Raw genomic sequence first — 24,236 nt, forward strand, 5'->3', positions numbered from 1 at the left:
CGCGGGAAGCCACCGAGATGACGCACCGGAACAATTGACCTCATGTTTTGTTGAGGTTCTACGGTGACGGGCATGAACATCGAAACAGTCGCGCGGCAGACGCTGTACCGCCAGGCGCGGTCCCGCGGCGGTGACCTGCGCTCGGTGGCCAGCCGGGCCCTGGCGGGCCGCATCTGGCGGTTCGCCGCCCGCCACCACCGCAAACTGTGGGCGTTCGTCGCGGTCAGCGTGGTGAGCGCGCTGCTCACCGTGGCGACGCCGCTACTGGCGGGCAAGGTCGTCGACGAGATCGTCGACGGTGGCCCGCCCCGCGTGGTGGTGTTTCTGGCCGCGGTGATCGCGCTGGTCGCCGTCGCCGAGGCTGCCGTGACGCTGCTGACCCGGTGGCTGTCGTCGAACATCGGCGAAGGGCTGATCTTCGATCTGCGCACCGCGGTGTTCGACCACGTGCAGAAGATGCCGGTCGCGTTCTTCACCCGCACCCGGACCGGCGCCCTGGTCAGCCGGTTGGGCAACGACGTGATCGGTGCGCAGCGGGCGTTCTCCGACACGCTGTCCGGGGTGGTGTCCAACGTCGTGACGCTGACGTTGACGCTCGCGGTGATGCTGTCGATCTCATGGCAGGTCACCGTGCTGTCGCTGTTGTTGACGCCGCTGTTCATCGTGCCTGCCCGCCGCATCGGCACCAGGATGGCCGACTTGTCGCGTGAGAAGACCGTCCACAACGCGACGATGAATACCCAGATGACAGAACGGTTCTCGGCGCCCGGCGCGACACTGGTGAAACTGTTCGGCAACCCGGCCACGGAATCACACGAGTTCGCCGTGCGGGCAGACCGCGTGCGCGACATCGGGGTGAGAACGGCGATGCTGCAGTCGGTGTTCATGAATTCACTGACGCTGATGTCGGCGCTGGCGTTGGCCCTGGTGTACGGGCTGGGCGGGTGGCTGGCCATCGGCGGGCACCTGCAGGCGGGCTCGATCGTGGCGCTGGCGCTGCTGCTGACCCGGCTGTACGCGCCGTTGACAGCGCTGGCCAACGCGCGCGTCGAGATCGCCAGCGCGCTGGTGTCTTTCGAGCGGGTCTTCGAGGTGATCGACCTGGTGCCGCTGATCCGGGAGCGCGACGACGCCGTGGACGTGCCCGACGGCCCGGTCACCGTCGAGTTCCGCGATGTGCGGTTCTCCTATCCGTCGGCGGACAAGGTGTCGCTGGCCTCGCTGGAGGAGGTCGCGGTGCTCGACACCCGCGGCGGAGAGGAAGTGCTGCATGGTGTTTCGTTCACTGCACGGCCGGGTCAGGTAGTGGCGCTGGTCGGCTCCTCGGGGGCGGGCAAGTCGACGATCGCGTCGCTGATCGCCCGGCTCTACGACGTCGATTCGGGTGCCGTCACGCTCAGCGGAGTCGACGTGCGAGACGTGACGTTCACGTCGCTTCAGCGCACCGTCGGGGTGGTCACCCAGGACGGGCATCTGTTCCACGAGTCGATCCGGTCCAACCTGCGGCTGGCCGCTCCCGACGCCTGCGACGAGCAGATGTGGGAGGCGCTGACGCGCGCCCGGCTGGCCGACGTCATCGCCGCGATGCCCGACGGACTCGACACCGTGGTGGGTGAGCGCGGCTACCGGCTCTCCGGTGGGCAACGGCAGCGGCTCACCATCGCGCGTCTGCTGCTGGGCTCGCCGCGGGTGGTGGTGCTCGACGAGGCCACCGCATCGCTGGACTCGTCGTCGGAGGCCGCCGTGCAGCAGGCGCTCGACGAGGTGCTGGCGGGCCGGACGTCGATCGTGATCGCCCACCGGCTGTCCACGGTGCGCGCCGCCGACCTGATCCTCGTCGTCGAGGACGGGCGCATCGTCGAGCGCGGCACCCATGAGGAACTGCTGGACCGCGGCGGCCGCTACACCGAGCTCTACCAGACACAGTTCGGCGAGCGCGACGCCCGCGAGAGCACCGCCGCATGACCGCGAAACGTACGTTAGCGAGGGCCCTACTCGCACTTTGTCTCGTTAACGTGCATCTCGCGGAAGGGTTAACCGATTGCTCGGCGTGGGAAGATTGACTAAGTGACCGATCGCGCCGCCCATGCCTTGCGCTTCGCGCCCGCCATCGCACCGCCACCCGAGCGCCCACGCGCGAGTTCGGACCTGTGGCGGCTGCTGCCGTACCTGCTGCCGTACCGGGCGCGGTGGGCCGCGATGATCACCGTGGCCATCGCCAGCCTCGCCGCCACCATCACCATCCCGCTGATGACCAAGGCCGTCATCGACGGGCCCGTGCGCGAGCAGGACCAGCGGGGGCTGTGGCTGCTGGGCAGCGCGGCCATGGGGGTCGGGGTGTGCGAGGCGGTGCTGTGGTTCATCCGCCGCTGGCTGGCCGCACGCGCGACGATGGGGGTGGAGGCCGACATCCGCAAAGACCTCTACGCCCGGCTGCAGATCCTGCCGATGAGTTTCCACGGCCGCTGGCAGTCCGGTCAGCTGCTGTCGCGAATCATGAACGACCTCGGCACAATTCGCCGGTTCATGTCGTTCGGCCTGCTCTTCCTGCTGCTCAACGCCCTGCAGATCACCGTCATCACCGCGATACTGCTCGCGATGTACTGGCCGCTCGGCGTAGTCGTGTTGGTGTCGATCGTGCCGATCGCCGGCACCGTGCTGCACTTCCAGCGTGAATACACCCGGCTGTCGCGGCTGGCGCAGGACCAGTCCGGGCACGTCGCAACGCATGTCGAGGAGTCGGCGCTCGGATTGCGGGTGGTCAAGTCGTTCGGCCGCGAGGACTACGTCTACGACCGGTTCGACGAGCAGCTCACCAACCTCTACGACACTCAGGTCAACCGGGTGGTGGTGTCGGCGAAGTTCTGGACGCTGCTCGAGATCATCCCGAACCTGACGCTGATCGTGGTGCTCGGGTTCGGCGCCTACGCCGCGGGCCACGGCTACGTGACGATGGGCACGCTGGTCGCGTTCATCACGATGATGCTGTCGCTGGTGTGGCCGATCGCGTCGCTGGGGTTTCTGCTGTCGATGACCCAGGAGTCGTTCACCGCCGCCAACCGGATCGCCGAGATCTTCGACGCGCCAAGGGACATCGTCGACGGACCCGTTGAGGAACCCCCCAGCACCGGACGGCTGGAACTTGTCGACGTGGGCTTCCGCTTCCCGGCGTCGGATGATTGGGCGCTTCGGCACGTCACCGCCACCGTCGAACCAGGGGAGACGCTGGCGCTGGTCGGGTCGACCGGATCGGGCAAGACGGCGCTGGCCGCGCTGATCTCGCGGCTCTATGACGTCACCGAGGGCGCGATCCGCATCGACGGGCGCGACATCCGCGAACTATCGCTGACCGCGCTGCGCAAGACGGTGGCCACCGCGTTCGAGGACCCGACGCTGTTCTCGATGTCGGTCGCCGAGAACCTGACGCTCGGACGCCCGGAGGCGACCGAGGAGGAACTCGCGCAGGCCATCGAGATCGCGGCCGCGCAGTTCGTCTACGACCTGCCGTTCGGCCTGGACACCCGCATCGGCGAGCAGGGCATGAGCCTGTCGGGCGGTCAGCGCCAACGGCTTTCGCTGGCCAGGGCGATTCTGGCGGCACCGCGGATCCTCGTGCTCGACGACACCTTGTCGGCGCTCGACGTGCACACCGAGGCCGTCGTCGAGGAGGCGCTGCGCCGGGTACTGCACAACGTCACCGCGATCGTGGTCGCCCACCGGGCCTCGACCGTGCTGCTCGCCGACAAGGTCGCGCTGCTCGAGAAGGTCGACGGGTACGGCACCATCACCCACATCGGCACGCACGCCGAGCTTCTGGCGACCGTCCCCGAGTACCGCTACCTGCTGGCCGCCGACGACGAACTCGACGACGGCGCCGAACGCGTCGGCGCCTGGCAGGACATCCGGGACCGCCGCCGGCTGAGCCTGGCCTACGAGGAGCAGGAGGCGCTGGACCGCGATCGCGTGACGCAGCGGTTCGTCACCACGGAATCCGAGGGCCGATGACCACCGCGGCGGGCCGGACCGACACCAACTGGCGGGGGCGGTTCGACGAGGAGCAGCCCGAGGATGTGCCGATCGACGAGAGCGTGCCGCGGCGACGCGAGGCGCGGTTGCTGCTCTGGTCGCTGCTGCGGCCCTACCGCATCGCGGTCGCGTTTCTTGCCCTGGTGGTCGTGGTGGAAAACCTTGCCCGCCTTTCGGTTCCACTTCTCGTGCAGCGCGGCATCGACCACGGCATCCCGCCGATCGCCGAGGGCGGGCCCGCGCACACGCTGCTGATGATCGTCGCGGCGCTGGGTGTGGTGGTGCTGGTCCAGGCCACCAGCAGGATGTTCTTTCTGCGCCGCTCCGGGCGCATCGGGCAGAAGGTGCTTCTCGAACTGCGGCGCCGGGTGTTCCGGCACTTCCAGCGCCTCGACATCGCCTTCCACGAGCGCTACACGTCGGGCCGGGTGGTCAGCCGGTCCACCAACGACGTCGAGGCCATCCAGGACATGCTGGAAACCGGTTTCGACAGCCTGGTCACCGCGGTGCTCACCCTGTTCGGCACCGCGATCCTGCTGGTGACGCTGGACTGGCGGCTGGGCCTGATGTGCCTGGGCGCCTTCCCGGTGCTGGTCGCGCTGGTGTGGTGGTTCCGCGAGGAGTCGGCCAGGACCTACCGCAAGGTGCGTGAGAGTGCCGCGCTGGTCATCGTGCAGTTCGTCGAGACCATGACCGGTATCAAGGCGGTGCAGGCCTACCGCCGCGAACCGCGTAACCAGCAGATCTTCGAGGACATCGCCGACCGCTACAAGGACGACAACGAGAAGACCTTCCGGCTGCTGGCGATCTTCATGCCCGGGGTCAAACTGGTCGGCAACATCACCACCGGGGTGGTGCTGCTCTACGGCGGCTACCTGGTGCTCAGCGACCGGATGACGATCGGCACCCTGACCGCCTTTCTGCTCTACCTGCGGATGTTCTTCGAACCGATGCAGGAGATCAGCCAGTTCTTCAACACCTTCCAGTCCGCCGCCTCGGCGCTGGAGAAACTGGCCGGCGTGCTGGCGCAGCGCCCCGGCATCAAGGACCCCGAGCGCCCCGTCGCCCTGGACCGGGTGCGCGGCGAGATCGCCTTCGACGGTGTGCAGTTCGAGTACGTGCCCGGTCGGCCGGTGTTGCCCGGGCTGACCCTCGAGGTGCCTGCCGGTCAGACGGTGGCGCTGGTCGGCACCACGGGGGCGGGCAAGACGACGATCGCCAAGCTCATCGCCCGCTTCTACGATCCGACGTCGGGCTCGATCACGCTCGACGGTGTCGACCTGCGCGACGTGTCGCAGTCGGAGTTGCGCAGGCACGTGGTGATGGTCACCCAGGAGAACTTCATGTTCGACGGCACCATCGCCGACAACATCAGGTTCGGCAGGCCCGACGCCGACGACGCCGAGGTGGCGGCCGCCGCCGCTGCGGTGGGCGTCGACGGTTTCATCGATTCGCTGCCCGACGGCTACGACACCGACGTCGCCAAGCGCGGCGGCCGCCTCTCGGCGGGCCAGCGTCAACTGGTCGCGTTCGCACGGGCCTTCCTGGCCGATCCCGCGGTGCTGATCCTCGACGAGGCGACGTCGTCGCTGGACATTCCCAGCGAGCGGATGGTGCAGCGGGCGCTGGAGACCGTGCTGGCCGACCGCACCGCGTTGGTCATCGCCCACCGGCTGTCCACGGTGCAGATCGCCGACCGGGTTCTGGTGCTCGAGCACGGCCGCATCGTCGAGGACGGCCGACCCGCCGATCTCATCGCCGACGGGCGGGGCCACTACGCGGCGCTGCACCGGGCCTGGGTGGAGTCGCTGGCCTGATTGGCGACCTCACGCGCCGGCCAGCAATGTCTGCAGCTTGTCGTTGACCGCGGGCAACTGCGTGCCGAGCATCGAGATGATCCGCTCGCGCGCTCGCTCACTGACCCCCGTCGTCACGTGGTGCAGCACGTTGAGCCGCGCGGCGTCGACCCATGCCATCATGTCCGGGTCGGCGAACCATCGCAGCTGGTTCTTGTTGAACGCCAACATCATCCGTAGCCAGTCGAGCGGTTCGTGCGGGTAGGGCACCGGCTCGCAGAACGCGTTGCGGGTCTGATCGTCGGGATAGGCCGCCTCCACATGGGCGATGACGGCCGCGCTGAACGCCGGCTGGCAGGTGCGCACCGCCTGCAGCACGATGTGATCGTCGTCGAACACGGCCGTGGGCGGCTTCTTACTGAAACCATCTGCGGTGCAATCGATGTAGAGTGCGGCATCGTCGATGTCGACGGCGCCGTCGGCCAGGGTGACCCGGCCGGGTTCGACGGCCTGCACGTGTCCCAGCCGCACCACGTCGTCGATGCGCCGCAGTTCTTCGAGCTCGGCCTGCGACAGGATCGCGCATCGGTACATCGTGGGCTCCACGGAGGTGTCGATGCGCAGCAGGCAGCCGTCGGCCTCCAGCCGGTCGAACAGATCGGGCACCGACTGCGCGTCGCGCACCGCGGCGAGTTGGTTGGCGAAGTCGGCCAGCGCCCGCTTGGCGAACTGCCCGCCGGGCTGCACGGTCGCGCGGTCCAGCGTCCACGCGTCGCGCGGTTTGAGCCACGTCAGCCGGTCCGGCTCGACGCCGTGTCGCAGCAACCACAGGCAGGCGTCCATCGCGGTCTTGCCCGCGCCGACGACCACGTAGCGGTCCCGGCTCTTCTGCAGGCGGGGCAGTGCGTTGGGCGGCACGCAGTCGACACCGGCCGCGACGGTGTAGGACGGTGCCCGCATCGACGGAACCACGATCTCGACATGGCTTTTGACCACGCGGCGGGCGGTCACCTCCACGTCGGTTCCGCCCAGCGTGCGGACCCGTCGGTCGCCGAGGTACTCGCTCATCGGCAGGTAGGTGACCCGCCCCGTCGGCAGCAGTTGCCTGCGCATCACCGCGTCGAAGTAGGCGCACACCTCGGCCCCGCTGGCCAGCTCGTAATACCCTGCGTTGAGGCCGCTTTCGTCGATCGCGCCGCTGCCGAGCTCGGCGGAGTTCACGCCGTAGTACGCCGAGGGCTGATGCAGCCGGACGAACGGATAGGCGGTGGTCCAGTGCCCGCCGGGGGCGTCGTTGCGGTCGACGACCACCACGCGCGCGTCGGTCTCGGCGATCATCGTGTCGGTGAACGCCATCCCCATCGCGCCCGCGCCGACCACCAGGTAGTCGGCCTCGATCGTGCGCCCCATTCAACGCACGGTATCGAAGAACGCTCCCACGTCGTCGACGAAAAGCTCAGGCTGTTCGAACGCGGCGAAGTGCCCGCCGCGCGGCATGTCGGTCCAGTGCGTGATGTGGTAGTTGGGCTCGCACCAGGACCGCGACGAGCCCAGGATCTCCATCGGGAACGATGCGACGCCGGTGGGCAACCGCACCGGGTCACCGCCGCCGAACCTGCCGAAGCTCTCCCAGTACAACCGTGCCGAGGACGCGCCCGAGGCGGTCAGCCAGTAGAGCATCACGTTGTCGAGCAGTTCGTCGCGCGACAGCACGTTCTCCGGGTGACCGTCGCAGTCCGTCCAGGCCCAGAACTTCTCGACGATCCACGCCATCTGACCCACCGGCGAGTCCACCAGCGCGTAGCCCAGCGTCTGCGGGCGGGTGGACTGCTGCTTGGAGTAGCCCGTACCCCACTTGCGGTGGTGGGCGAGGCGTTCGAGCGCCGCCGCCTCCTTGCCACTCGGTGCGGTCAGGTCACGCGGCGGGTAACCCATCGGCATGTTCAGGTGGATGCCGACGCAGCGTCCGCCGTTTCGGCCGATCTGCGTGGTGACCCCGGCGCCCCAGTCGCCGCCCTGCGCTCCGTACCGCTGATATCCCAGCCGGCCCATCAGCGTCTCCCAGGCCGCGGCGATTCTCTCCACGGTCCACCCGGTGCCGGCCGGTTTACCCGAGAAGCCGTAACCCGGCAGCGACGGGCACACTACGTCGAAGCCGCGCTCGGTCAGCGGCTCGATCACCTTGTGAAACTCGACTATCGAGCCGGGCCACCCGTGGGTGATCAGCAGCGGAAAGGCGTTGTCGTGCGGTGACTTCTGCTGAATGAAATGGATGTCGACACCGTCGATCTCGGTGGTGTACTGGTCGAATCGGTTCAGTGCGGCTTCGCGTGCCCGCCAGTCGTACCCGTCGGCCCAGTAGGCGGCCAGTTCCCGGGTGTAGGCCAGCGGGATGCCCTGGCTCCAGTCGTCGACGGTTTCGGGCTCCGGCCAGCGTGTGCGGGCCAATCGCGACCGGAGGTCGTCGAGCTCGGCGTCGGCGATGTCGATGCGGAACGGACGGATTGAGGCCATGCCCGATCCTCTCAGGTCAGACCGCTTCGGCGCGGTACCACTCGACGAGTTCGCCGTATCCGCATGATTCGGCGAGCGCGAGTTCGCCGTCGCGGTCGACCTTTTCCAGATCCTGCATCCACTGGCGCAGCAACGCGGCGCCGTCGCGGCGCAGCGTGTCCTCGTCGTGGGCGTGCAGTCCGCCCAGTCGGCGGATGTAGCGGTCGGCCAGCGCCAGTCGGTGCACGGCGGCCACGACGTCGATCGCCTCACCGGCCCACAGCCGGATCACCCGACGGTAGGCGGTCATCTCGTCGGCGGGCAGTCCGGCAAGGTGCAGCGCCGCGCGGGCGGTGGCCAGTTCGGCCAGCAGGCTCGCCCGCCTGGCCTTGAGTGCCTCCCGCGAATGCAACAGCTCCAGCTCGAACGGATTGCGCAACCGGTCGGCCACGCCGGCGTCCAGTCCGGTGGGGTGCAGGCCGTCGCCGAGATCGACGTGGTGGTGATCTCCGAAACTCTCCAGCCACAAGGCCAATTCGCCGATGGCGACGTTCAGTTCGGCGCGGTGATGGTCGAGGTGCGCAGCGTATTCGCGGCGGCCGTGAACCCTCATCAGGTCGGCCGCCTCGGCCACCGCGTCGGTCAGCGCGCCGTGCGCGGTGACGACTGCGGTGATGTGATCGCGAGGTGAACGGCTACTACTCATTGTCGTCCGGGGTGAGCGTTACGGTCGTGGCGGAACCACAAACACTACCCGTGGGTCTGCTCCGACACGCCGACCGCGGGGCGCGACCGGCGGGTCGCGCCCCGCAAGATCACGCGTTGATGGCTTGCTGTCGCGGCTCATCGGCGGCCACGACCGCGATCTTGCGCGGCTTCGCCTCCTCGGCGACGGGGATCGTCAGCCGCAGCACACCGTCGGCGTAATCCGCGGTGATCTTGTCGACATCGACCGCGTTACCCAGCGTCAGCCTGTGCAGGTACGTGCCGTACGGGCGTTCGGCGACCAACCAGTTGCGGTCGTCCTTCGGCTCGGGGCGCTCGGCGCGCACGGTCAGCATGCCGTTCTCGACGTTGACGTCGAGGGATTCGGCCGCGATGCCGGGCAGATCCAACTCGATGACGAACTTGTCGTCGTCCCGCCAGGCGTCCATCGGCGCCGACGCCGTCGCGCCCGCGACCGTGGCACGCCACAGTTGCTGGGTCAATCGGTCGACGTCACGAAAGAACGGATCGAACTTCAGCATGTTCATCACCTCCGTAGGTCGAAGCGACTCTGTGTAATAGACAACTTCATCAAGATCGTCTGTATTTCCGGCGCCCCGGGCGATCAGGCAGCCTCACAGCCCGATGCGCCGGTAACGCTCCAGCCGCATCGTCAGCCGTTGATGGTCGGGCAGCGCGTGCAGAGCGTGTAGTTCGTTGGCGATCGTCGCCGAGAGCCGCTCGGTGAACTGGATCGGTTCGTCGGCCGCGTCGGGATGTTCCGGCACGATCGCGTCGACGATTCCGTGTCTCAACAGGTCCGCGGACCTAATGCCTTGGGCCGCAGCCAGTTCGTCGGCATGGTCGAGGTCGCGGAAGACGATGGCGCTGGCTCCCTCCGGCGGCAGCGGGGCGAGCCAGCCGTGCAGACCGGCCAGCACCCGGTCGGCGGGCACCATCGCCAGCGCGGGTCCGCCGCTGCCCTGTCCGAGCAGCACCGACACGGTCGGGGTGTCCAGTGTGACCAGGTCGGCGAGGCAGCGTGCGATCTCGCCGGCCAGGCCGCCCTGTTCGGCGTCGACGGTCAGCGCGGGTCCGGCGGTGTCGATGACGAGCACCAGCGGAAGTTTGAGGCCGGCCGCCAGCGCCATACCGCGGCGGGCCTCGCGCAGTGCCGCGGGACCGACCATTCCGCCGAGCGCCGCCCGCTGCTGGCCGAGCAGCACCGCGGGCTGACCGCCGAATCGCGCCAACGCCAGCACCATGGTGGCCGCCTCACCCGCGCCGGTGCCGGACAGCAGCACCCGGTCGGTCGTCCCGTAGCGCAACAGGTGCCCCACGCCGGGGCGGTCCGGCCGCCGCGACGCCTGCACCGAGGTCCACGCGGGCACGTCCGGGACCGGCGCGGGGTCGGGCAGCGGCGGCGGCGCGTCAGGTGGGTCGGTGATCACCCGCAGCGTGCGGTCCAGCGTCGCGCGCAACGTCTCGAGGGGGACCACCGCGTCGACGACGCCGTGGCGCTCCAGGTTCTCCGCGGTCTGGATGCCGGGCGGAAACGGTTCGCCGTAGAGATGTTCGTACACGCGCGGGCCCAAAAACCCGATCAGCGCGCCGGGTTCGGCAGCGGTGACATGGCCCAACGACCCCCAGGACGCGAAGACGCCGCCGGTAGTCGGGTTACGGAGGTACACTAGATACGGTAGGTGCGCCTGCTTGTGCAGGTTGACGACGGCCGCAATCTTGACCATCTGCAGGAATGCGACTGTGCCCTCCTGCATTCTGGTGCCACCCGAACTCGGTGAAGCCACCAACGGCAGCCGTTCGGCCGTGGCCCGCTGCACCGCCAGGGTGATGCGTTCGGCCGCGGCCACGCCGATCGAGCCGGCCAGGAAGTCGAACTCGCACATCACCAACGCCACGCGGCGGCCGAAAAGCGTGCCCTCGCCGGTCAGTACCGACTCGTCGAGGCCCGTTTTCGCCGCCGCTGCGGCCAACTCGCGTCGGTACGAGTCGGTGGCCGCGACCTGCAGGGGCTCGGTGTCCCAACTGCGGAACGAACCGGCGTCGAGCACGGCGTCGCGCAGCTGGAGGGCACCGATCCGGCTCACCGGATGAGGCTAACGCGGGCGCGGTCAGCGCCTCGCGTCTGATGGCGAACCGCCGACCGAGAGGCCATAATTAGCACTCGATAGTCCAGAGTGCTAATGCCGCCATGAGGGCACGGATAACGACACGAAGGAGGAGCGAGTGAGCGGCAACGACGTTGTCAACAACAGAGTGAATAGCGAGGTCAGCAACAACTTCAAGGACATCTCCCGCCAGGTCGAGATGATCGAGTCCACCGCCGACGGGGCCGTCGAACCCATGCGCATCGTGTTGATCGCGCCGCCCTATTTCGACGTGCCACCCAAGGGTTACGGTGGCACCGAGGCCGTCGTGGCCGACCTGGCCGACGTGCTGGCCAAGCGCGGTCACCGGGTGACCCTGCTGGGCGCCGGCGAGCCGGGCACCGCCGCCGAGTTCGTCCCGCTGTGGGATCGCACCCTTCCCGATCGGCTCGGGCAGCCGTATCCGGAGATCATGCACGCGCTCAAGACCCGCCGCGCCGTCGAGCGCATCGCCGAGACCGAGGGCGTGGACATCATCCACGAGCACACCTTCGCCGGCCCGCTCAACGCCGCCGGCTACCGCGCGCTGGGCCTGCCGACGGTCGTCACCATGCACGGCCCGATCGACGACGACCTGTACCCGTACTACCGCGAACTCGGCGACGACGTCGGCCTCATCGCGATCAGCGACCGCCAGCGCGAACTGGCACCCGACCTGAACTGGGTTGGCCGCGTCCACAATTCACTGCGTATCGACGACTGGCCGTTCCGCGCCAACAAGGGCGATTACGCGCTTTTCCTCGGCCGCTACGCGCCGTACAAGGGCGCCCACCTCGCGCTGGACGCCGCCCATGCGGCAGGCATCCCGCTGGTGCTGGCCGCCAAGTGCGACGAGCCCGCCGAACAGGCGTACTTTGACGAATACGTCCGACCGCGGCTCACCGAGAACGACTACGTCTTCGGTCAGGCCGACGCGAACGACAAGCGCAAACTGCTGGCGGGTGCGCGCTGCGTGCTCTTCCCGATCCAGTGGGAGGAACCCTTCGGGATGGTGATGATCGAGGCGATGGCCTGCGGTACCCCGGTGGTGGCGCTGCGCGGCGGCGCGGTGCCCGAGGTGATCGTCGACGGGGTGACGGGCTTCGTCTGCGATCGGCCCGAGGAACTTCCGCAGGCCATCGCGAAGGCCCAGACCATCGATCCGGCCACCTGCCGGCGTCATGTGGCCGCGAACTTCGGGCTGGGACAGTTCGGTTCGGGCTATGAGAGCATCTTCCGCGCGGCGATCGCCGACGCGCGCGGGGCGATCTCGATGCGCAGCATCGTGAGCCCCGGCTCATCGAGGCGGGAGCGGATATGAGCATCCCGTCGACGCTGAACAGCGGTGAGCCTCCCAGCCTCGGTTTCGGTGGTGACACCGTGACGCTGGTGGAGGGGGCCACCTTCTGCCGATCCGATCATCACGGCGATGTGCTGGAGGGCCGCTCGCACGGGCTGTTCTTCCGCGATTCGCGGGTGCTGTCCCGGTGGGAGTTGCGTGTCGACGGCAGGCCACTGGAACCGCTGACCGTCGATATCCCGGAAGCGTTTGCGGCGCATTTTGTTTCGCGCCGCTCACCGCTGGCCGGGCTGGCCGACAGCACCCTGCTGGTGGTTCGTGAGCGGCTGGTGGCCGACGGCATGCGCGAGACGATCGCCCTGCACAACCTGGGCACCGAACCGACCGTGGTCTCGCTGGAGCTGCAGGCCGACGCCGATTTCGCCGACCTGTTCGCGGTCAAGGAGGGCCGGCCGGCCCTCGGCGGCGCCGAGATGACCGTCGTCAACGACGAACTCGTGCTGCGGGACCGCAACGACCACGTGCGCGGGTTGGTGGTGTCGGCCTCCGGGGGGCCGGCGGTGGCGCCGGGGACGTTGCACTGGCGGGTGGTCGTACCGCCGCGTCAGCGCTGGCAGGCCGAGGTCGTCGCGCAGCCGACGTGGTCGAACCAATCCGTGAAGAGCAGGTTCCGCAGCGGCGAGCATTTCGAGTCCAGCGCGCCCGCCCAGAAGTTGCAGGCGTGGCGGGGCACCGCGACCAAGGTCGACCCCGACCACCGGGTGCTCGCGCAGGTGTTACGGCGCACCGAAAGTGACCTCGGCGCGCTGTTGATCCACGACGAGGCCGGTGAGAAGAGACCCTTCGTCGCGGCGGGTGCGCCGTGGTACATGACGCTGTTCGGCCGCGACAGCCTGCTCACGGCCTGGATGGCGTTGCCGATGGACCACGGCCTGTCGCTGGGCACGCTGCAACAGCTCGCCGAGACCCAGGGCCGGCAGGTGGATCCGGTCACCGAGGAGGAGCCCGGCCGGATCATGCACGAACTACGACGAGGGCCGCTGAGCGCCGCGGTGCTCGGCGGGCCGGTCTACTACGGCGCGGTCGACGCGACACCGCTGTTCGTGATGCTGCTCGGCGAGGCCTGGCGCTGGGGGGCCGACGAGAACCTGGTGCGGTCGTTGCTGCCCGCCGCCGACGCGGCGCTGGACTGGGCCGCGCGCTACGGCGACCGCGACGGTGACGGGTTCATCGAATACCGACGGGCGACCGACCGCGGGCTGATCAACCAGGGCTGGAAGGACAGCTTCGACGGGATCAACTTCGCGGCGGGCGCGATCGCCGAGCCACCGATCGCGTTGTGCGAGGTGCAGGGCTATCAGTACGCGGCGCTGCTGGCCCGCGCCGAGTTGGCCGAGGCGTTCGACGAGCCGGCGACGGCCAAGAGGCTGCGCGATCGCGCTGCGACGCTGCGCACGAAGTTCCTCGACGCGTTCTGGCTGCCCGACAAGGGCTGGTACGCGCTGGCGCTGGACCGTGACAAGCGCCCCGTGGACTCGCTGACCAGCAACGTCGGCCACTGCCTGTGGACGGGCATCGCCACCGACGAACACGTCGAGTCGATCGTGAAACGGCTGGCCAGCCAGGACATGGACTCCGGTTTCGGCCTGCGCACCCTGGCCAGCTCGATGGGCGCCTACAACCCGATGAGCTATCACAACGGCTCGGTGTGGCCCCACGACACCGCGATCGTCGTCGCGGGGCTGATGCGCTACCGGCACGTGCCGGGCGCGGTGGAACTGGCCGACCGGCTGGCCGCCGGGCTGCTGGACGCGGCGGCGTCATTCGGCGGTCGGCTGCCCGAATTGTTCTGCGGTTTCCCACGTTCGGAGTTCCGCTCGCCGGTGCCCTACCCCACCTCGTGTTCACCGCAGGCCTGGGCGAGCGCGGCGCCACTGCTGCTGGTGCGCGCGTTTCTGGGGCTGGACCCGCATGTGCCCGAGCGGCGCATCGTGATCTCGCCGCGCCTTCCGCAGTCCTGGGGACGGCTCTCGCTCACCGATCTGACGCTCGGCGACGCCACCGTCCATGTGCAGGCCGAAGGCCGGGTGGTCAAGGTCAGCGGGGTGCCCGACGACTGGGAAGTGATCACCGAGCAGGACTGATCGTCGGGTCGTTAGTCTGGTCGCCATGATTGGTGTGACCCGCGACGGCCAGGTGATGACGCTGGAGATGCAGCGCGCCGAGCGCCGCAACGCGCTCAACGGCGCGCTCGTCGACGGCCTGCGTGAAGCCGTCGAGAAGGCCGTCACCGAAGATGTCCGCGTGATCGTGCTGACCGGACAGGGCGCGGTGTTCAGTTCGGGCGCGGACCTGACCGACGCCAGCGGAGTGGCCGAGGAGTTGCCGGACAAGGCCAAGGCGCTGAACCTGGCCATCGACAAGGCGCCGGTCCCGGTGATCGGTGCGATCAACGGGCCCACCATCGGCGCCGGGGTGATCCTCGCGATGATCTGTGATCTGCGGGTGGTGGCGCCAGACGCATACTTCCAGTTTCCTGTCGCGAAATACGGCTTGGCGCTTGATAACTGGAGTATCAGGCGGTTGACGTCACTGGTCGGCGCGGGCCGGGCGCGGGGCATGCTGCTGGGCGCCGAGCGCCTCACCGCCGACGTCGCTCTGCAGACCGGGATGGCCAACCGCATCGGGACGCTCGCCGACGCCCAGGCGTGGGCGGCCGAGATCGCCGGCTACGCGCCGCTGGCCCTGCAGCACGCCAAACGGGTGCTCAACGACGACGGCGCCTACGAGGATCCGTGGCCCGAGCACCAGGACCTGTTCGACCGGGCCTGGGCTTCTCAGGACGTCATCGAGGCGCAGGTGGCGCGCATCGAGAAGCGGCCGCCGAGGTTTCGAGGCGCCTGACCGTGCTGCGGACGGCGCTGCGCCTCGGGTTCGGCACGGCCTCACTGCTGGCCGGCGGCGCGATGTTGCGCGCGCTGCGCGGGATGCCCGCGGCGCTGGGCGCCTCACCGGCCGAGATCGAACCGGTCGCGCGTCGGTCCCCGAACTTCGAGGACGGGGTGTTCGTCAACGTCGATCCGGCGTCGGCGAGCATCAACCTCGACAGCGAGGAGCAGCGCAGGATCCTCTGGGAGCTGTTCGGCACGCGTGGCGCGTCGCGGCCGCCGGGGCCGATCCCGGTGACCACGCCCGAACCGTCCGACCCCGCCGCCACCGGGGTGTCGGCGTGCTGGTTCGGCCACTCGTCGGCACTGGTCGAGGTGGACGGCTACCGGGTGCTGGCCGATCCGATCTGGAGCAGGCGCTGTTCACCGTCGCAGACGGTCGGTCCCGAGCGCATGCACGAGACGCCGCTGCCGCTGGAGGCCCTGACCGCCGTCGACGCGGTGCTGATCAGCCACGACCACTACGACCATCTGGATCACGAGACGATTCTCGGGCTGGCCCGCACCCAGCGCGCCCCGTTCGTGGTGCCGCTGGGGGTGGGGGCGCATCTGCGCAAGTGGGACATTCCGGAGAGCCGTATCGTCGAACTCGACTGGTATGACAGCCACCGCATCGGCGAGCTGACGCTGGTGTGCACGCCCGCGCGGCACTTCTCGGGCCGGTTGTTCAACCGCAACACCACGCTGTGGGCGTCCTGGGTGATCATCGGGCCGGCGCACCGCGCCTTCTTCGGCGGTGACACCGGATACACCAAGAGCTTCACCGAGATCGGGGTGGATCACGGCCCGTTCGATCTGACCCTGCTGCCGATCGGTGCGTACCACCCGGCGTGGCCGGACATCCACATGAACCCCGAGGAGGCGGTGCGCGCCCATCTCGACGTGGCCGAGGCCGACTCGGGGCTGCTGGTGCCGATTCACTGGGCGACCTTCCGGCTGGCGCCGCATCCGTGGGCCGAGCCGGTGGAGCGGCTGCTCACCGCCGCCGAGGCCGAACGGGTCCGAATCGCCGTGCCCAAGCCGGGCCAGCGGGTGGCCCCCGACGCGTCGTCGTTCGAACCGTGGTGGCGACTCGGCCCGCGATAACGCGAACGCACGGTCGTTTGCGGGCATACTCGCGTTTCGTGTACAACAGCCGCACGCTGGGCGCCGCGCTCGTCGCGCTGCTGCTCCTCGGGGGGTGCGCCACCCCGGCGACCGAGCCCGCCCCGTCGACCCAGCCATTGCCACCGCCGTTGGTGCCCGCGATGGACCTTCCCGACGACGCGGTCGAGAACGCCGTCGCCGACCTCGACGGTCTGGCCGAGGACCTGATGAGCAAGTCGGGCATTCCGGGCCTGGCGGTGGCCGTGGTGCACGGCGGGAAAACCGTGTACGCGAAGGGCTTCGGCGTCACCGACGTGCGTACTGGCGAGAAGGTGGACGCCGACACGGTGTTCCAGCTGGCATCGTTGTCCAAACCGCTGTCGGCGACGGTGGTGGCCCAGCAGGTCGGTGAGGGCACGATCGGCTGGGACACCCCGATCGTGGCGGAGCTGCCGTGGTTCGCGCTGTCGGATCCGGCCGTCACCCGGACGGTCACCGTCGGCGATATGTTCGCGCACCGCTCCGGGCTGCCCGACCACGCGGGCGACAAACTCGAGGACCTCGGCTACGACCGCAGGCAGGTGCTCGAGCGGCTGCGCCAGCTACCACTCGACCCGTTTCGAATCTCCTACGCCTACACCAACTTCGGCCTGACCGCCGGCGCGCAGGCGGTGGCCGACCGCGCGGGCAGGCCGTGGGAGGTGCTGGCCGAGGAGGTGCTGTTCGGACCGCTCGAGATGTCGTCGGCGAGTTACCGGTTCGCCGACTACCGAGACCGGCCGAACCGCGCGGTCGGCCACCTCCACGTCGACGGTCGATACGAGCCGGACCAGGTGCGAGACGCCGACCACGAAGCGCCCGCCGGGGGCGCCAGCGCATCGGTCAACGACATGACCCGCTGGCTGGCGATGGTGCTGGGCAACGGCAGCCACGGTGGCAAGCAGATCGTCGACGCCGACGCGCTGCTGCCCGCGGTCACCCCGCAGATCGTGTCCAGCCCGGCCACCGAGCCCGCGATGCGGTCCGGGTTCTACGGCTATGGCTTCAACGTGAACTCGACGTCGGCCGCGCGCATGGAGCTCAGCCACTCCGGCGCGTTCGAACTCGGCGCGGGAACCAATTTCGTCATCCTGCCGTCCGCCGACGTGGCGATCGTCGCGCTGACCAATGCCACACCGTCGGGGGTGGCCGAGACGCTCACCGCGCAGTTCGCCGACCTGGTGCAGTTCGGTGAGATCCGCGAGGACTGGTATGAGCTCTATCGGCAACTGATGGCGCCGATGGAGAACCCCGTCGGCTCGCTGGTCGGGAAGCAGCCACCGGCCGAGGCCGCACCGCCCGCGCCGCTGTCGTCCTACGTCGGCACCTTCACCAACGACTACTGGGGCCCGGCCCGGATCACCGAGACAGACGGCACCCTGACGCTGTCGGTGGGCACCACGTTGAGCGTGCCGCTCGAGCACTGGGACGGCGACGTGTTCACCTACACCTGGGTGTCGGAGAACTCACCGCCCGGCTCGGTCGGCAAGGCGACGTTCGACGGCGACGCCCTGGTCCTCGAGTACTACGACGAGTTCGGCAAGGGAACGTTCCGGCGATGACCACGGTCCCGGGTGTGACGGCTGCCGGCCTCTCCGATGCCCAGGTCGCCCAGCGCGTCGCCGAGGGAAAGAGCAACGACGTTCCCATCCGCGCCGCGCGCACGGTGTCCGACATCGTGCGGGCCAACGTGTTCACCCGCATCAACGCGATCCTCGGTGTGCTGCTGATCATCGTGCTGTCCACCGGGTCGGTGATCAACGGTGCGTTCGGGCTGTTGATCATCGCCAACAGCGGCGTCGGGATCATCCAGGAACTGCGCGCCAAGCGGACGCTGGACAAGCTGGCCATCGTCGGCCAGACGAAACCTTTGGTGCGCAGGCAGTCCGGGGTGGCGGCCGTGGCGCCCAGCGAGCTCGTTCTCGACGACGTCATCGAGCTGGGCCCCGGTGATCAGATCGTCGTCGACGGCGAGGTCATCGAGCAGACCAATCTGGAGGTCGACGAGTCGTTGCTCACCGGGGAGGCCGATCCGATCGCCAAAGACGCTGGCGACCAGGTGATGTCGGGCAGCTACGTCATCGCCGGTAGTGGGGCCTATCGGGCCACCAAGGTCGGCAGGGAGGCGTACGCGGCCAAGCTGGCCGAGGAGGCCAGCAAGTTCACGCTGGTGAACTCCGAACTGCGCACCGGCATCAACAAGATCCTGCAGTTCATCACCTACCTGCTGATCCCGGCGGGCCTCCTGATCATCTACACCCAGTTGTTCACCACCGACTCCGGCTGGCGGCGGTCGGTGCTGGCGATGGTCGGGGCGCTGGTCCCGATGGTCCCCGAGGGTCTGGTGCTGATGACGTCGATCGCGTTCGCAGTCGGCGTGATCCGGCTGGGGCGACGCCAATGTCTGGTCAACGAACTGCCCGCGATCGAAGGCCTGGCGCGGGTCGACGTGGTGTGCGCCGACAAGACCGGCACGTTGACCGAGAACGGTATGCGGCTGTCGGACCTGCGGCGGCTGGACTCATCCGGGCACGAGCCGGGCGTCGCCGCCGAGGTCCTTGCGCAGTTGGCCGACGACGACCCCCGGCCAAACGCCAGCATGCAGGCCATCGCCGAGGCCTACAAGATGCCGCCGGGCTGGTCTGCGACCGCGCTGGCGCCGTTCAAGTCGGCGACCAAGTGGAGCGGCGCGTCCTACGGCGAGCACGGCAACTGGGTGATCGGAGCGCCCGACGTGCTGCTGGAGCCAGGTTCACCCGTGGCCGAGCAGGCCGAGCAGATCGGGGCGAACGGTCTGCGGGTGCTGTTGCTCGGCTCGTCGGACCTGCCGGTGGACCATCCCGAGGCGCCGGGCCGCGTCAACCCCGTCGCGCTGGTCGTGCTCGAACAGCGCATTCGTCCCGACGCGCGCGACACCCTGGATTACTTCGACTCACAACAGGTCTCGATCAAGGTGATCTCCGGGGACAATGCGGTCTCGGTGGGCGCGGTGGCCGAGTCGCTGGGGCTGCGCGGCGACGCCGTCGACGCCCGGCAACTGCCCGAGGATCCCGACCGGCTGGCCGACGCGCTCGAGGAGTACACCACGTTCGGCCGGGTGCGCCCGGACCAGAAGCGGTCCATGGTGCACGCGTTGCAGTCCCGCGGGCACACCGTGGCGATGACGGGCGACGGCGTCAACGACGTGTTGGCGCTCAAGGACGCCGACATCGGCGTCGCGATGGGCTCGGGCAGTTCGGCCTCGCGCGCGGTGGCTCAGATCGTGTTGCTGGACAACAAGTTCGCGACCCTGCCCTATGTGGTCGGTGAGGGCAGGCGGGTGATCGGCAACATCGAGCGGGTGTCGAACCTGTTTCTCACCAAGACCGTGTACTCGGTGCTGTTGGCGGTCATGGTGGGCTTGGCCGGTCTGGCGTCGAAATTCTTCGGTTCCGATCCGTTGCTGTTCCCGTTTCAGCCCATCCACGTGACGATCGCGGCATGGTTCACCATCGGCATCCCGGCGTTCATCCTGTCGCTGGCGCCCAACAACGAACGCGCGCACACCGGATTCGTGCGGCGGGTGATGACGGCCGCGCTCCCGTCGGGGCTGGTGATCGGCGCGGCGACGTTCGCCACGTACCTGGCCACCTACCAGGGCCGCGCGGCTACCCCCGCCGAGCAGATGCAGGCCTCGACAGCGGCGTTGATCACGCTGTTGATCTCCGCGGTGTGGGTGCTGGCGGTGGTGGCGCGCCCGTATCAGTGGTGGCGGCTGGCGCTGGTGGCGGTCTCGGGCCTGGCCTACGTGGTGATCTTCTCCATCCCATTGGCGCGCGAGCTGTTCATGCTGGATCCGTCCAACGCCAAGACCACCTCGATCGCGCTGGGCGCCGGCCTGCTGGCCGCGGGCGCCATCGAGGTGATCTGGTGGGTGCAGGGGGCGGTGCTGGGTGAACGTCGACGATTGTGGCGGGAGCGGGCCGCAACGTCGTGGTGATGGTAGAAGAGACGCCATGACACGAACGGCCATTCTGGTGGTCAGTGCAAGTCCACGCGAAGACGGCAACTCGCACATGCTCGCCGAAGCGGCATGCGCCGGCGCGGAGGCAGCGGGGCACGATGTCGTCCACGTCTTCCTCGACGAATACGTCTCGCGCATGCTCGACAACTGCCGGCGCTGCCGGACAGTCGATGGGCTGTGCTCGCTCGACGACCGGTACGACGAGCTTCTGCTGGACCAGATGCTGCCCGCCGATGGAATCATCTACGCGATGCCGCTCTACTTCTACGGCATGCCTGCGAGGTTGAAGTCGGTCTTCGATCGGTTGTTCTGCTACACCTCCAACAGTGCCCCCCAACAGGAGCGAGTCGTCAACGACATCACGGGAAAGGCCGTGGGTGTGCTCATCTCCTGCGAGGAGACCTACGTCGGCGCGACGACGGCTGTCGTCACGCAGTTCCAGGAACTGACGCGCTATCTCGATCAGGACCTGGCCGGGGTGGTGGTCGGCCACGCCAACAGCCGAGGCGAGATCGCCTGCGATCCCACCGACCCGCTGGGCCGGGCCCGAGACCTCGGCGCCCGGTTGTTGGACATCCGGGTCACCGACTACCGGCTGACCACGGCGCGCTCCAACAAGGTGTGGGACCCAGTGGGTTCTTGACGTCGGCGAGTAGGGTGGCGCCATGGCATTTCTCGACAAGGTGAAGAATCTGCTGGCCCGCAACGCCGACAAGGTGGACACCGCGATCGACAAGGCCGGCGACGTCGTCGACCAGAAGACGCAGGGCAAGTACGCCCAGCACGTCGACAAGGTGCAGGACGCGGCCAAGAAGGCCGTCGACAAGAGCAACCCGCAAAATCCCCAATAGCCCCAGCGGTTTCATAGATGGCCAAACTCTCCGTCTCCGTCGACGTCCCCCTTCCGCCGGAGAAGGCTTGGGCGTGCGCGTCTGATTTGTCTCGCTACCAGGAGTGGCTCAGCATCCACCGGGTCTGGCGGTCCAAACTGCCCCAAACCCTCGAGAAGGGCACGGTCGTGGAGTCGATCGTGGAGGTCAAGGGCATGCCGAACCGGATCAAGTGGACCATCGTCCACTACAAGCCGCCCGAGGCGATGACGCTCAACGGCGACGGTGTCGGCGGCGTCAAGGTCAAACTGATCGGCAAGGTCAAACCGGCCAAAGCCGATCCGGCCGGGTCGACGGTCACCTTCGACGTCCACCTCGGCGGCCCCGCACTGTTCGGCCCGATCGGCATGCTGGTGGCCGCCGCGCTCAAGGGCGATATCCGGGATTCGTTGCAGCGCTTCAGACAGGTTTTCGCCGCGGCCTGACTCACCGGCGGCGTAGCCGCATTCGCACGAGTCTGGCGAACTCGACCGTCGAGCGGCGCACCGATTGGAGTTCCAGCGACAGCAACAGCGTGTCGACCATCGCGAACGGCAGCGTGGTGGCCACTGCGCCGCGGCCGTACTCGATGTGCCACGATCCCGGGTGGATGGTCAGGCCCCTCGCGTGCCCCGGTTCCAGACAGGTGTGCCCGCCGGGAAGCAGGGTCATCGCTTCGGTGGTGTCGGACTCGAGGTCGTAGGAGTCGATCCGGCCCGCGAGCAGGAATTTGTGGATCTGCACCCGCTTGTAACGCCCCGAAAACCCTTGTGTTCCAGTGGGGGAGCCGAAGGTCACGACGTACTCGCGGGGACTGAAGTACAGAAACCTGACCTTGCCCAGGATGCCGCCGGCCTTACTGCCCACCCACCGTCCCGGCCGGGCGTCGACGAGGCCGGGGTACTGCTCGGCGAGCAGTTCGATTGTGCGGGTGATGAGTTGGTCGCCCGGCAACCCGACCACCTCGGCTGCGACCTTGTGCAGCGCGTCCGGATCGATGCGGTAGGTCATGTCAGGCTCAGAGCAGGGGCAGGAGGCCGGCCAGCGGCGCGCCGTCATCGCCGGTCAGTATCCGCAGGATTGTGCGTCGTTGCGCCAGTCCGTCCGGCAGAAGGGGCAGTGCCCAATCGTGAACCTGGCCGTCGCGCAGCACCTGCGGGTTGAGGATCGGATCGCCGACATCTGCGATGGCCGGGTTGCGCATCGAGACCGGCATACCGTCGAATTCGTCACGGCTGACCGCCAGGCCCAACGTCGTCAGCAGCGGCGGCCGGTCGGACGCGGCGAACGAGGCGATCGTCGAGAAGTCGAGTCCGATCGCCTTGGTGAAGGGGGTGACGACGCTGAGCAACGTTACACCGAGCCGCGTCAACACAGTCGGCTGCCCGGTGAACGTCGCCGGCGTGGTGCGGGGAATCAGGTTGTCGTACACCGACGGTCGCACAGAGCGGGCGTCGGGCAGGAAGCCGAAAATGGCCCAGTCGTGGAGCAGGCCGCTGCGTAAGTCGAAGGTGAAGTTGTCGTAGCCCTCCTCGAGCACGCGCTGCCGCAACCGCAGTGCGTCCGGAGTCAGCAGGTCCAACGAACCGGAGTAGACCGCGGTGGGCGGAAGCCCCTCCAAAGACCCGTACAGCGGGCTGGCGTAGGGGTGTTCGGCGCCCAGTTCACCACCCCAATCCTGGCCCGCCTGTCGCAGATTCGGCACGTCGAGCAGCGGGTCGCCGGGGTCGAGCCGCACGCTGAGCGGATCGCTGACCGTCACGTCGAGCCACGGCGCGAACAACACCATGCGCGACGGCACCGGTGTGCCGCGGTGGACCAATTCCTGTACGGCGGCCAGCGCGAGCCCGCCGCCCGCCGAGTCGCCGATCACGCTGACGTTCTCGGCGCCGTGCTCGGCGATGAGCTGGTCGATGAAGTCCGCGGTCTTCGGTACCGAGACCGCCGCGGTGCCGCCGTCGGGCACCAGCGGGTACAGCGGAACCATCACCGTCGCCCCGGTGTCGCGCGCCATATCGGTGTAGGTCCACCAGTGGAACAGGCTGGCCGTGGCCACGTACGCGCCGCCGTGCAGCGCGACGACGTGCTGTTCGGAGGGATTGTTCGGCCGCAGCGTCCACACCGGCATCCCGTCGAATTCGTCGCGCGTCACCTTCAGCCCGTGACGGAAGAAGAACGGCGGCACACCGTCGGTGAACAGCGGCACCCGCAGGCTGGTGAATTCCAGCAGGCCGCCGAACGGACGCAGTGCGGCATCCACCACCCGCAGGCCGGTGACCACGAGTTGGTGCACGATCGTCGGCTCACCGGTGTACTGGTTCTCCCAGTCGGCGGCCGCGGCGCCCACCTCCCGGCGTGCGAATGCCAGCAGCGCCCAGCTCTCGGGGGATTCGGTCGGCGCATCGGGAGTGTCGTCAACAGCAGAGGACGGCTGCAGCGCCGCCTCTTCGGTTTCCGTCACTGTGGCCAAAGAGGCTGTGATCACCGAGGATTCGGCGATGTCGGTGTTCCGTGACGAGGTCTTTCGCAGCTCGACGTCGTCGTCGTCGGGAGGCGTCAGATCGACCTCGACATCGTCGTCGCCTGGCCGGACTACGTGGTCAGTGACTTCGTCGTCTGTGACTTCGTCCTTGGCCCCGACCGTCGAGTCCGACGCCGGATCGGACGGCTCCGCCGACGGCTCAGTGGTCGAGGGATCGGCGGCGGGGGAGGAGGAGTCGGAATCGGTCGACTCGGCCGACGCGACACCACAGCCCCAGCCGCCCACCACCGCCAGGCCGAGGACGGCCGAACCGATCAGCGTGGCCGCTTGTCGAGCGAGCAT

19 protein-coding genes are annotated in these 24,236 nt (G+C 68.5%); 12 read left to right on the top strand and 7 right to left on the bottom strand.

Going from position 1 to position 24,236, the window contains the following annotated elements; translation table 11 throughout:
- The first annotated feature begins 72 nt into the window (after positions 1-72).
- The 3 genes from ABQE89_RS15120 to ABQE89_RS15130 all read left to right on the top strand — a co-directional run bounded on the left by ABQE89_RS15120 (position 73) and on the right by ABQE89_RS15130 (position 5,843).
- On the top strand, positions 73-1,965 hold the full coding sequence (locus ABQE89_RS15120) for an ABC transporter ATP-binding protein (RefSeq protein WP_448417894.1): 1,893 nt from the start codon (positions 73-75) through the stop codon (positions 1,963-1,965).
- Positions 1,966-2,067: 102 nt separating this feature from the next.
- A complete protein-coding gene (locus ABQE89_RS15125) occupies positions 2,068-4,005 on the top strand; it encodes an ABC transporter ATP-binding protein (RefSeq protein ID WP_448417896.1) in 1,938 nt (645 codons plus the stop codon).
- Positions 4,002-5,843 (top strand): ABC transporter ATP-binding protein, encoded by a 1,842-nt coding sequence (locus ABQE89_RS15130; RefSeq protein ID WP_448417898.1) that lies wholly within the window; start codon positions 4,002-4,004, stop codon positions 5,841-5,843. The genes ABQE89_RS15125 and ABQE89_RS15130 overlap by 4 nt, the downstream gene beginning before the upstream one ends.
- A gap of 9 nt (positions 5,844-5,852) precedes the next feature.
- On the opposite strand, the gene ABQE89_RS15135 is transcribed toward ABQE89_RS15130, so the two are convergent.
- The 5 genes from ABQE89_RS15135 to ABQE89_RS15155 all read right to left on the bottom strand — a co-directional run bounded on the left by ABQE89_RS15135 (position 5,853) and on the right by ABQE89_RS15155 (position 11,128).
- Positions 5,853-7,232, bottom strand: coding sequence for an NAD(P)-binding protein (locus ABQE89_RS15135; protein ID WP_448417900.1), 1,380 nt, complete (start codon positions 7,230-7,232; stop codon positions 5,853-5,855).
- Positions 7,233-8,327, bottom strand: coding sequence for an epoxide hydrolase family protein (locus tag ABQE89_RS15140; protein ID WP_448418026.1), 1,095 nt, complete (start codon positions 8,325-8,327; stop codon positions 7,233-7,235).
- 25 nt (positions 8,328-8,352) lie between these two features.
- Positions 8,353-9,021: a hypothetical protein gene (locus ABQE89_RS15145; protein WP_448417902.1), complete on the bottom strand. Its 669-nt coding sequence runs from the start codon at positions 9,019-9,021 to the stop codon at positions 8,353-8,355.
- A gap of 109 nt (positions 9,022-9,130) precedes the next feature.
- Positions 9,131-9,571 (bottom strand): Hsp20/alpha crystallin family protein, encoded by a 441-nt coding sequence (locus ABQE89_RS15150; RefSeq protein ID WP_448417904.1) that lies wholly within the window; start codon positions 9,569-9,571, stop codon positions 9,131-9,133.
- Positions 9,572-9,655: 84 nt separating this feature from the next.
- Positions 9,656-11,128, bottom strand: a complete 1,473-nt coding sequence (locus ABQE89_RS15155; RefSeq protein ID WP_448417906.1) for a carboxyl transferase domain-containing protein — start codon at positions 11,126-11,128, stop codon at positions 9,656-9,658.
- Between the two features lie 220 nt (positions 11,129-11,348).
- Here ABQE89_RS15155 and ABQE89_RS15160 point away from each other — a divergent pair, with 220 nt between their 5' ends.
- Genes ABQE89_RS15160 through ABQE89_RS15200 form a run of 9 tightly spaced genes read left to right on the top strand, consistent with a single transcriptional unit; the run spans position 11,349 to position 21,858 of the window.
- Positions 11,349-12,488 carry a glycosyltransferase family 4 protein gene (locus ABQE89_RS15160; protein WP_448418028.1) on the top strand — a complete coding sequence of 380 codons (1,140 nt, stop codon included), beginning with the start codon at positions 11,349-11,351 and terminating at the stop codon, positions 12,486-12,488.
- Positions 12,485-14,611: an amylo-alpha-1,6-glucosidase gene (locus ABQE89_RS15165; RefSeq protein WP_448417908.1), complete on the top strand. Its 2,127-nt coding sequence runs from the start codon at positions 12,485-12,487 to the stop codon at positions 14,609-14,611. The genes ABQE89_RS15160 and ABQE89_RS15165 overlap by 4 nt, the downstream gene beginning before the upstream one ends.
- 25 nt (positions 14,612-14,636) lie before the next feature.
- Complete coding sequence (locus ABQE89_RS15170; RefSeq protein WP_448417910.1) at positions 14,637-15,371, top strand: enoyl-CoA hydratase; 735 nt, start codon at positions 14,637-14,639, stop codon at positions 15,369-15,371.
- Positions 15,372-15,373: 2 nt separating this feature from the next.
- Entirely contained in the window at positions 15,374-16,501 is a 1,128-nt protein-coding gene (locus ABQE89_RS15175) for an MBL fold metallo-hydrolase (protein ID WP_448417912.1), read from the top strand.
- A 38-nt stretch (positions 16,502-16,539) separates the two neighbouring features.
- A complete protein-coding gene (locus ABQE89_RS15180) occupies positions 16,540-18,102 on the top strand; it encodes a serine hydrolase (RefSeq protein ID WP_448417914.1) in 1,563 nt (520 codons plus the stop codon).
- On the top strand, positions 18,099-20,519 hold the full coding sequence (locus ABQE89_RS15185; protein WP_448417916.1) for a cation-translocating P-type ATPase: 2,421 nt from the start codon (positions 18,099-18,101) through the stop codon (positions 20,517-20,519). The genes ABQE89_RS15180 and ABQE89_RS15185 overlap by 4 nt, the downstream gene beginning before the upstream one ends.
- A gap of 16 nt (positions 20,520-20,535) precedes the next feature.
- Complete coding sequence (locus ABQE89_RS15190) at positions 20,536-21,186, top strand: flavodoxin family protein (RefSeq protein WP_448417918.1); 651 nt, start codon at positions 20,536-20,538, stop codon at positions 21,184-21,186.
- Positions 21,187-21,208: 22 nt separating this feature from the next.
- A complete protein-coding gene (locus ABQE89_RS15195) occupies positions 21,209-21,394 on the top strand; it encodes an antitoxin (protein ID WP_448417920.1) in 186 nt (61 codons plus the stop codon).
- A gap of 17 nt (positions 21,395-21,411) precedes the next feature.
- Positions 21,412-21,858 carry a type II toxin-antitoxin system Rv0910 family toxin gene (locus tag ABQE89_RS15200; protein WP_448417922.1) on the top strand — a complete coding sequence of 149 codons (447 nt, stop codon included), beginning with the start codon at positions 21,412-21,414 and terminating at the stop codon, positions 21,856-21,858.
- 1 nt (position 21,859) lies between these two features.
- Here ABQE89_RS15200 and ABQE89_RS15205 read toward each other — a convergent pair whose 3' ends face one another.
- Together ABQE89_RS15205 and ABQE89_RS15210 are read right to left on the bottom strand one after the other, a co-directional pair.
- Positions 21,860-22,423 carry an isomerase gene (locus tag ABQE89_RS15205; protein ID WP_448417924.1) on the bottom strand — a complete coding sequence of 188 codons (564 nt, stop codon included), beginning with the start codon at positions 22,421-22,423 and terminating at the stop codon, positions 21,860-21,862.
- A gap of 7 nt (positions 22,424-22,430) precedes the next feature.
- Positions 22,431-24,236: an alpha/beta hydrolase fold domain-containing protein gene (locus ABQE89_RS15210; RefSeq protein ID WP_448417926.1), complete on the bottom strand. Its 1,806-nt coding sequence runs from the start codon at positions 24,234-24,236 to the stop codon at positions 22,431-22,433.

The organism is Mycolicibacterium sp. XJ1819, from assembly GCF_053483675.1.

Excerpts from the sequence above, each read along its gene's own strand:
- ABQE89_RS15120 (WP_448417894.1), top strand. The coding sequence starts at position 73 with ATGAACATCGAAACAGTCGCGCGGCAGACGCTGTACCGCCAGGCGCGG.
- ABQE89_RS15130 (WP_448417898.1), top strand. The coding sequence starts at position 4,002 with ATGACCACCGCGGCGGGCCGGACCGACACCAACTGGCGGGGGCGGTTC.
- ABQE89_RS15135 (WP_448417900.1), bottom strand. The coding sequence starts at position 7,232 with ATGGGGCGCACGATCGAGGCCGACTACCTGGTGGTCGGCGCGGGCGCG.
- ABQE89_RS15145 (WP_448417902.1), bottom strand. The coding sequence starts at position 9,021 with ATGAGTAGTAGCCGTTCACCTCGCGATCACATCACCGCAGTCGTCACC.
- ABQE89_RS15160 (WP_448418028.1), top strand. The coding sequence starts at position 11,349 with ATGATCGAGTCCACCGCCGACGGGGCCGTCGAACCCATGCGCATCGTG.
- ABQE89_RS15165 (WP_448417908.1), top strand. The coding sequence starts at position 12,485 with ATGAGCATCCCGTCGACGCTGAACAGCGGTGAGCCTCCCAGCCTCGGT.
- ABQE89_RS15170 (WP_448417910.1), top strand. The coding sequence starts at position 14,637 with ATGATTGGTGTGACCCGCGACGGCCAGGTGATGACGCTGGAGATGCAG.
- ABQE89_RS15185 (WP_448417916.1), top strand. The coding sequence starts at position 18,099 with ATGACCACGGTCCCGGGTGTGACGGCTGCCGGCCTCTCCGATGCCCAG.
- ABQE89_RS15190 (WP_448417918.1), top strand. The coding sequence starts at position 20,536 with ATGACACGAACGGCCATTCTGGTGGTCAGTGCAAGTCCACGCGAAGAC.
- ABQE89_RS15195 (WP_448417920.1), top strand. The coding sequence starts at position 21,209 with ATGGCATTTCTCGACAAGGTGAAGAATCTGCTGGCCCGCAACGCCGAC.
- ABQE89_RS15200 (WP_448417922.1), top strand. The coding sequence starts at position 21,412 with ATGGCCAAACTCTCCGTCTCCGTCGACGTCCCCCTTCCGCCGGAGAAG.
- ABQE89_RS15205 (WP_448417924.1), bottom strand. The coding sequence starts at position 22,423 with ATGACCTACCGCATCGATCCGGACGCGCTGCACAAGGTCGCAGCCGAG.
- ABQE89_RS15210 (WP_448417926.1), bottom strand. The coding sequence starts at position 24,236 with ATGCTCGCTCGACAAGCGGCCACGCTGATCGGTTCGGCCGTCCTCGGC.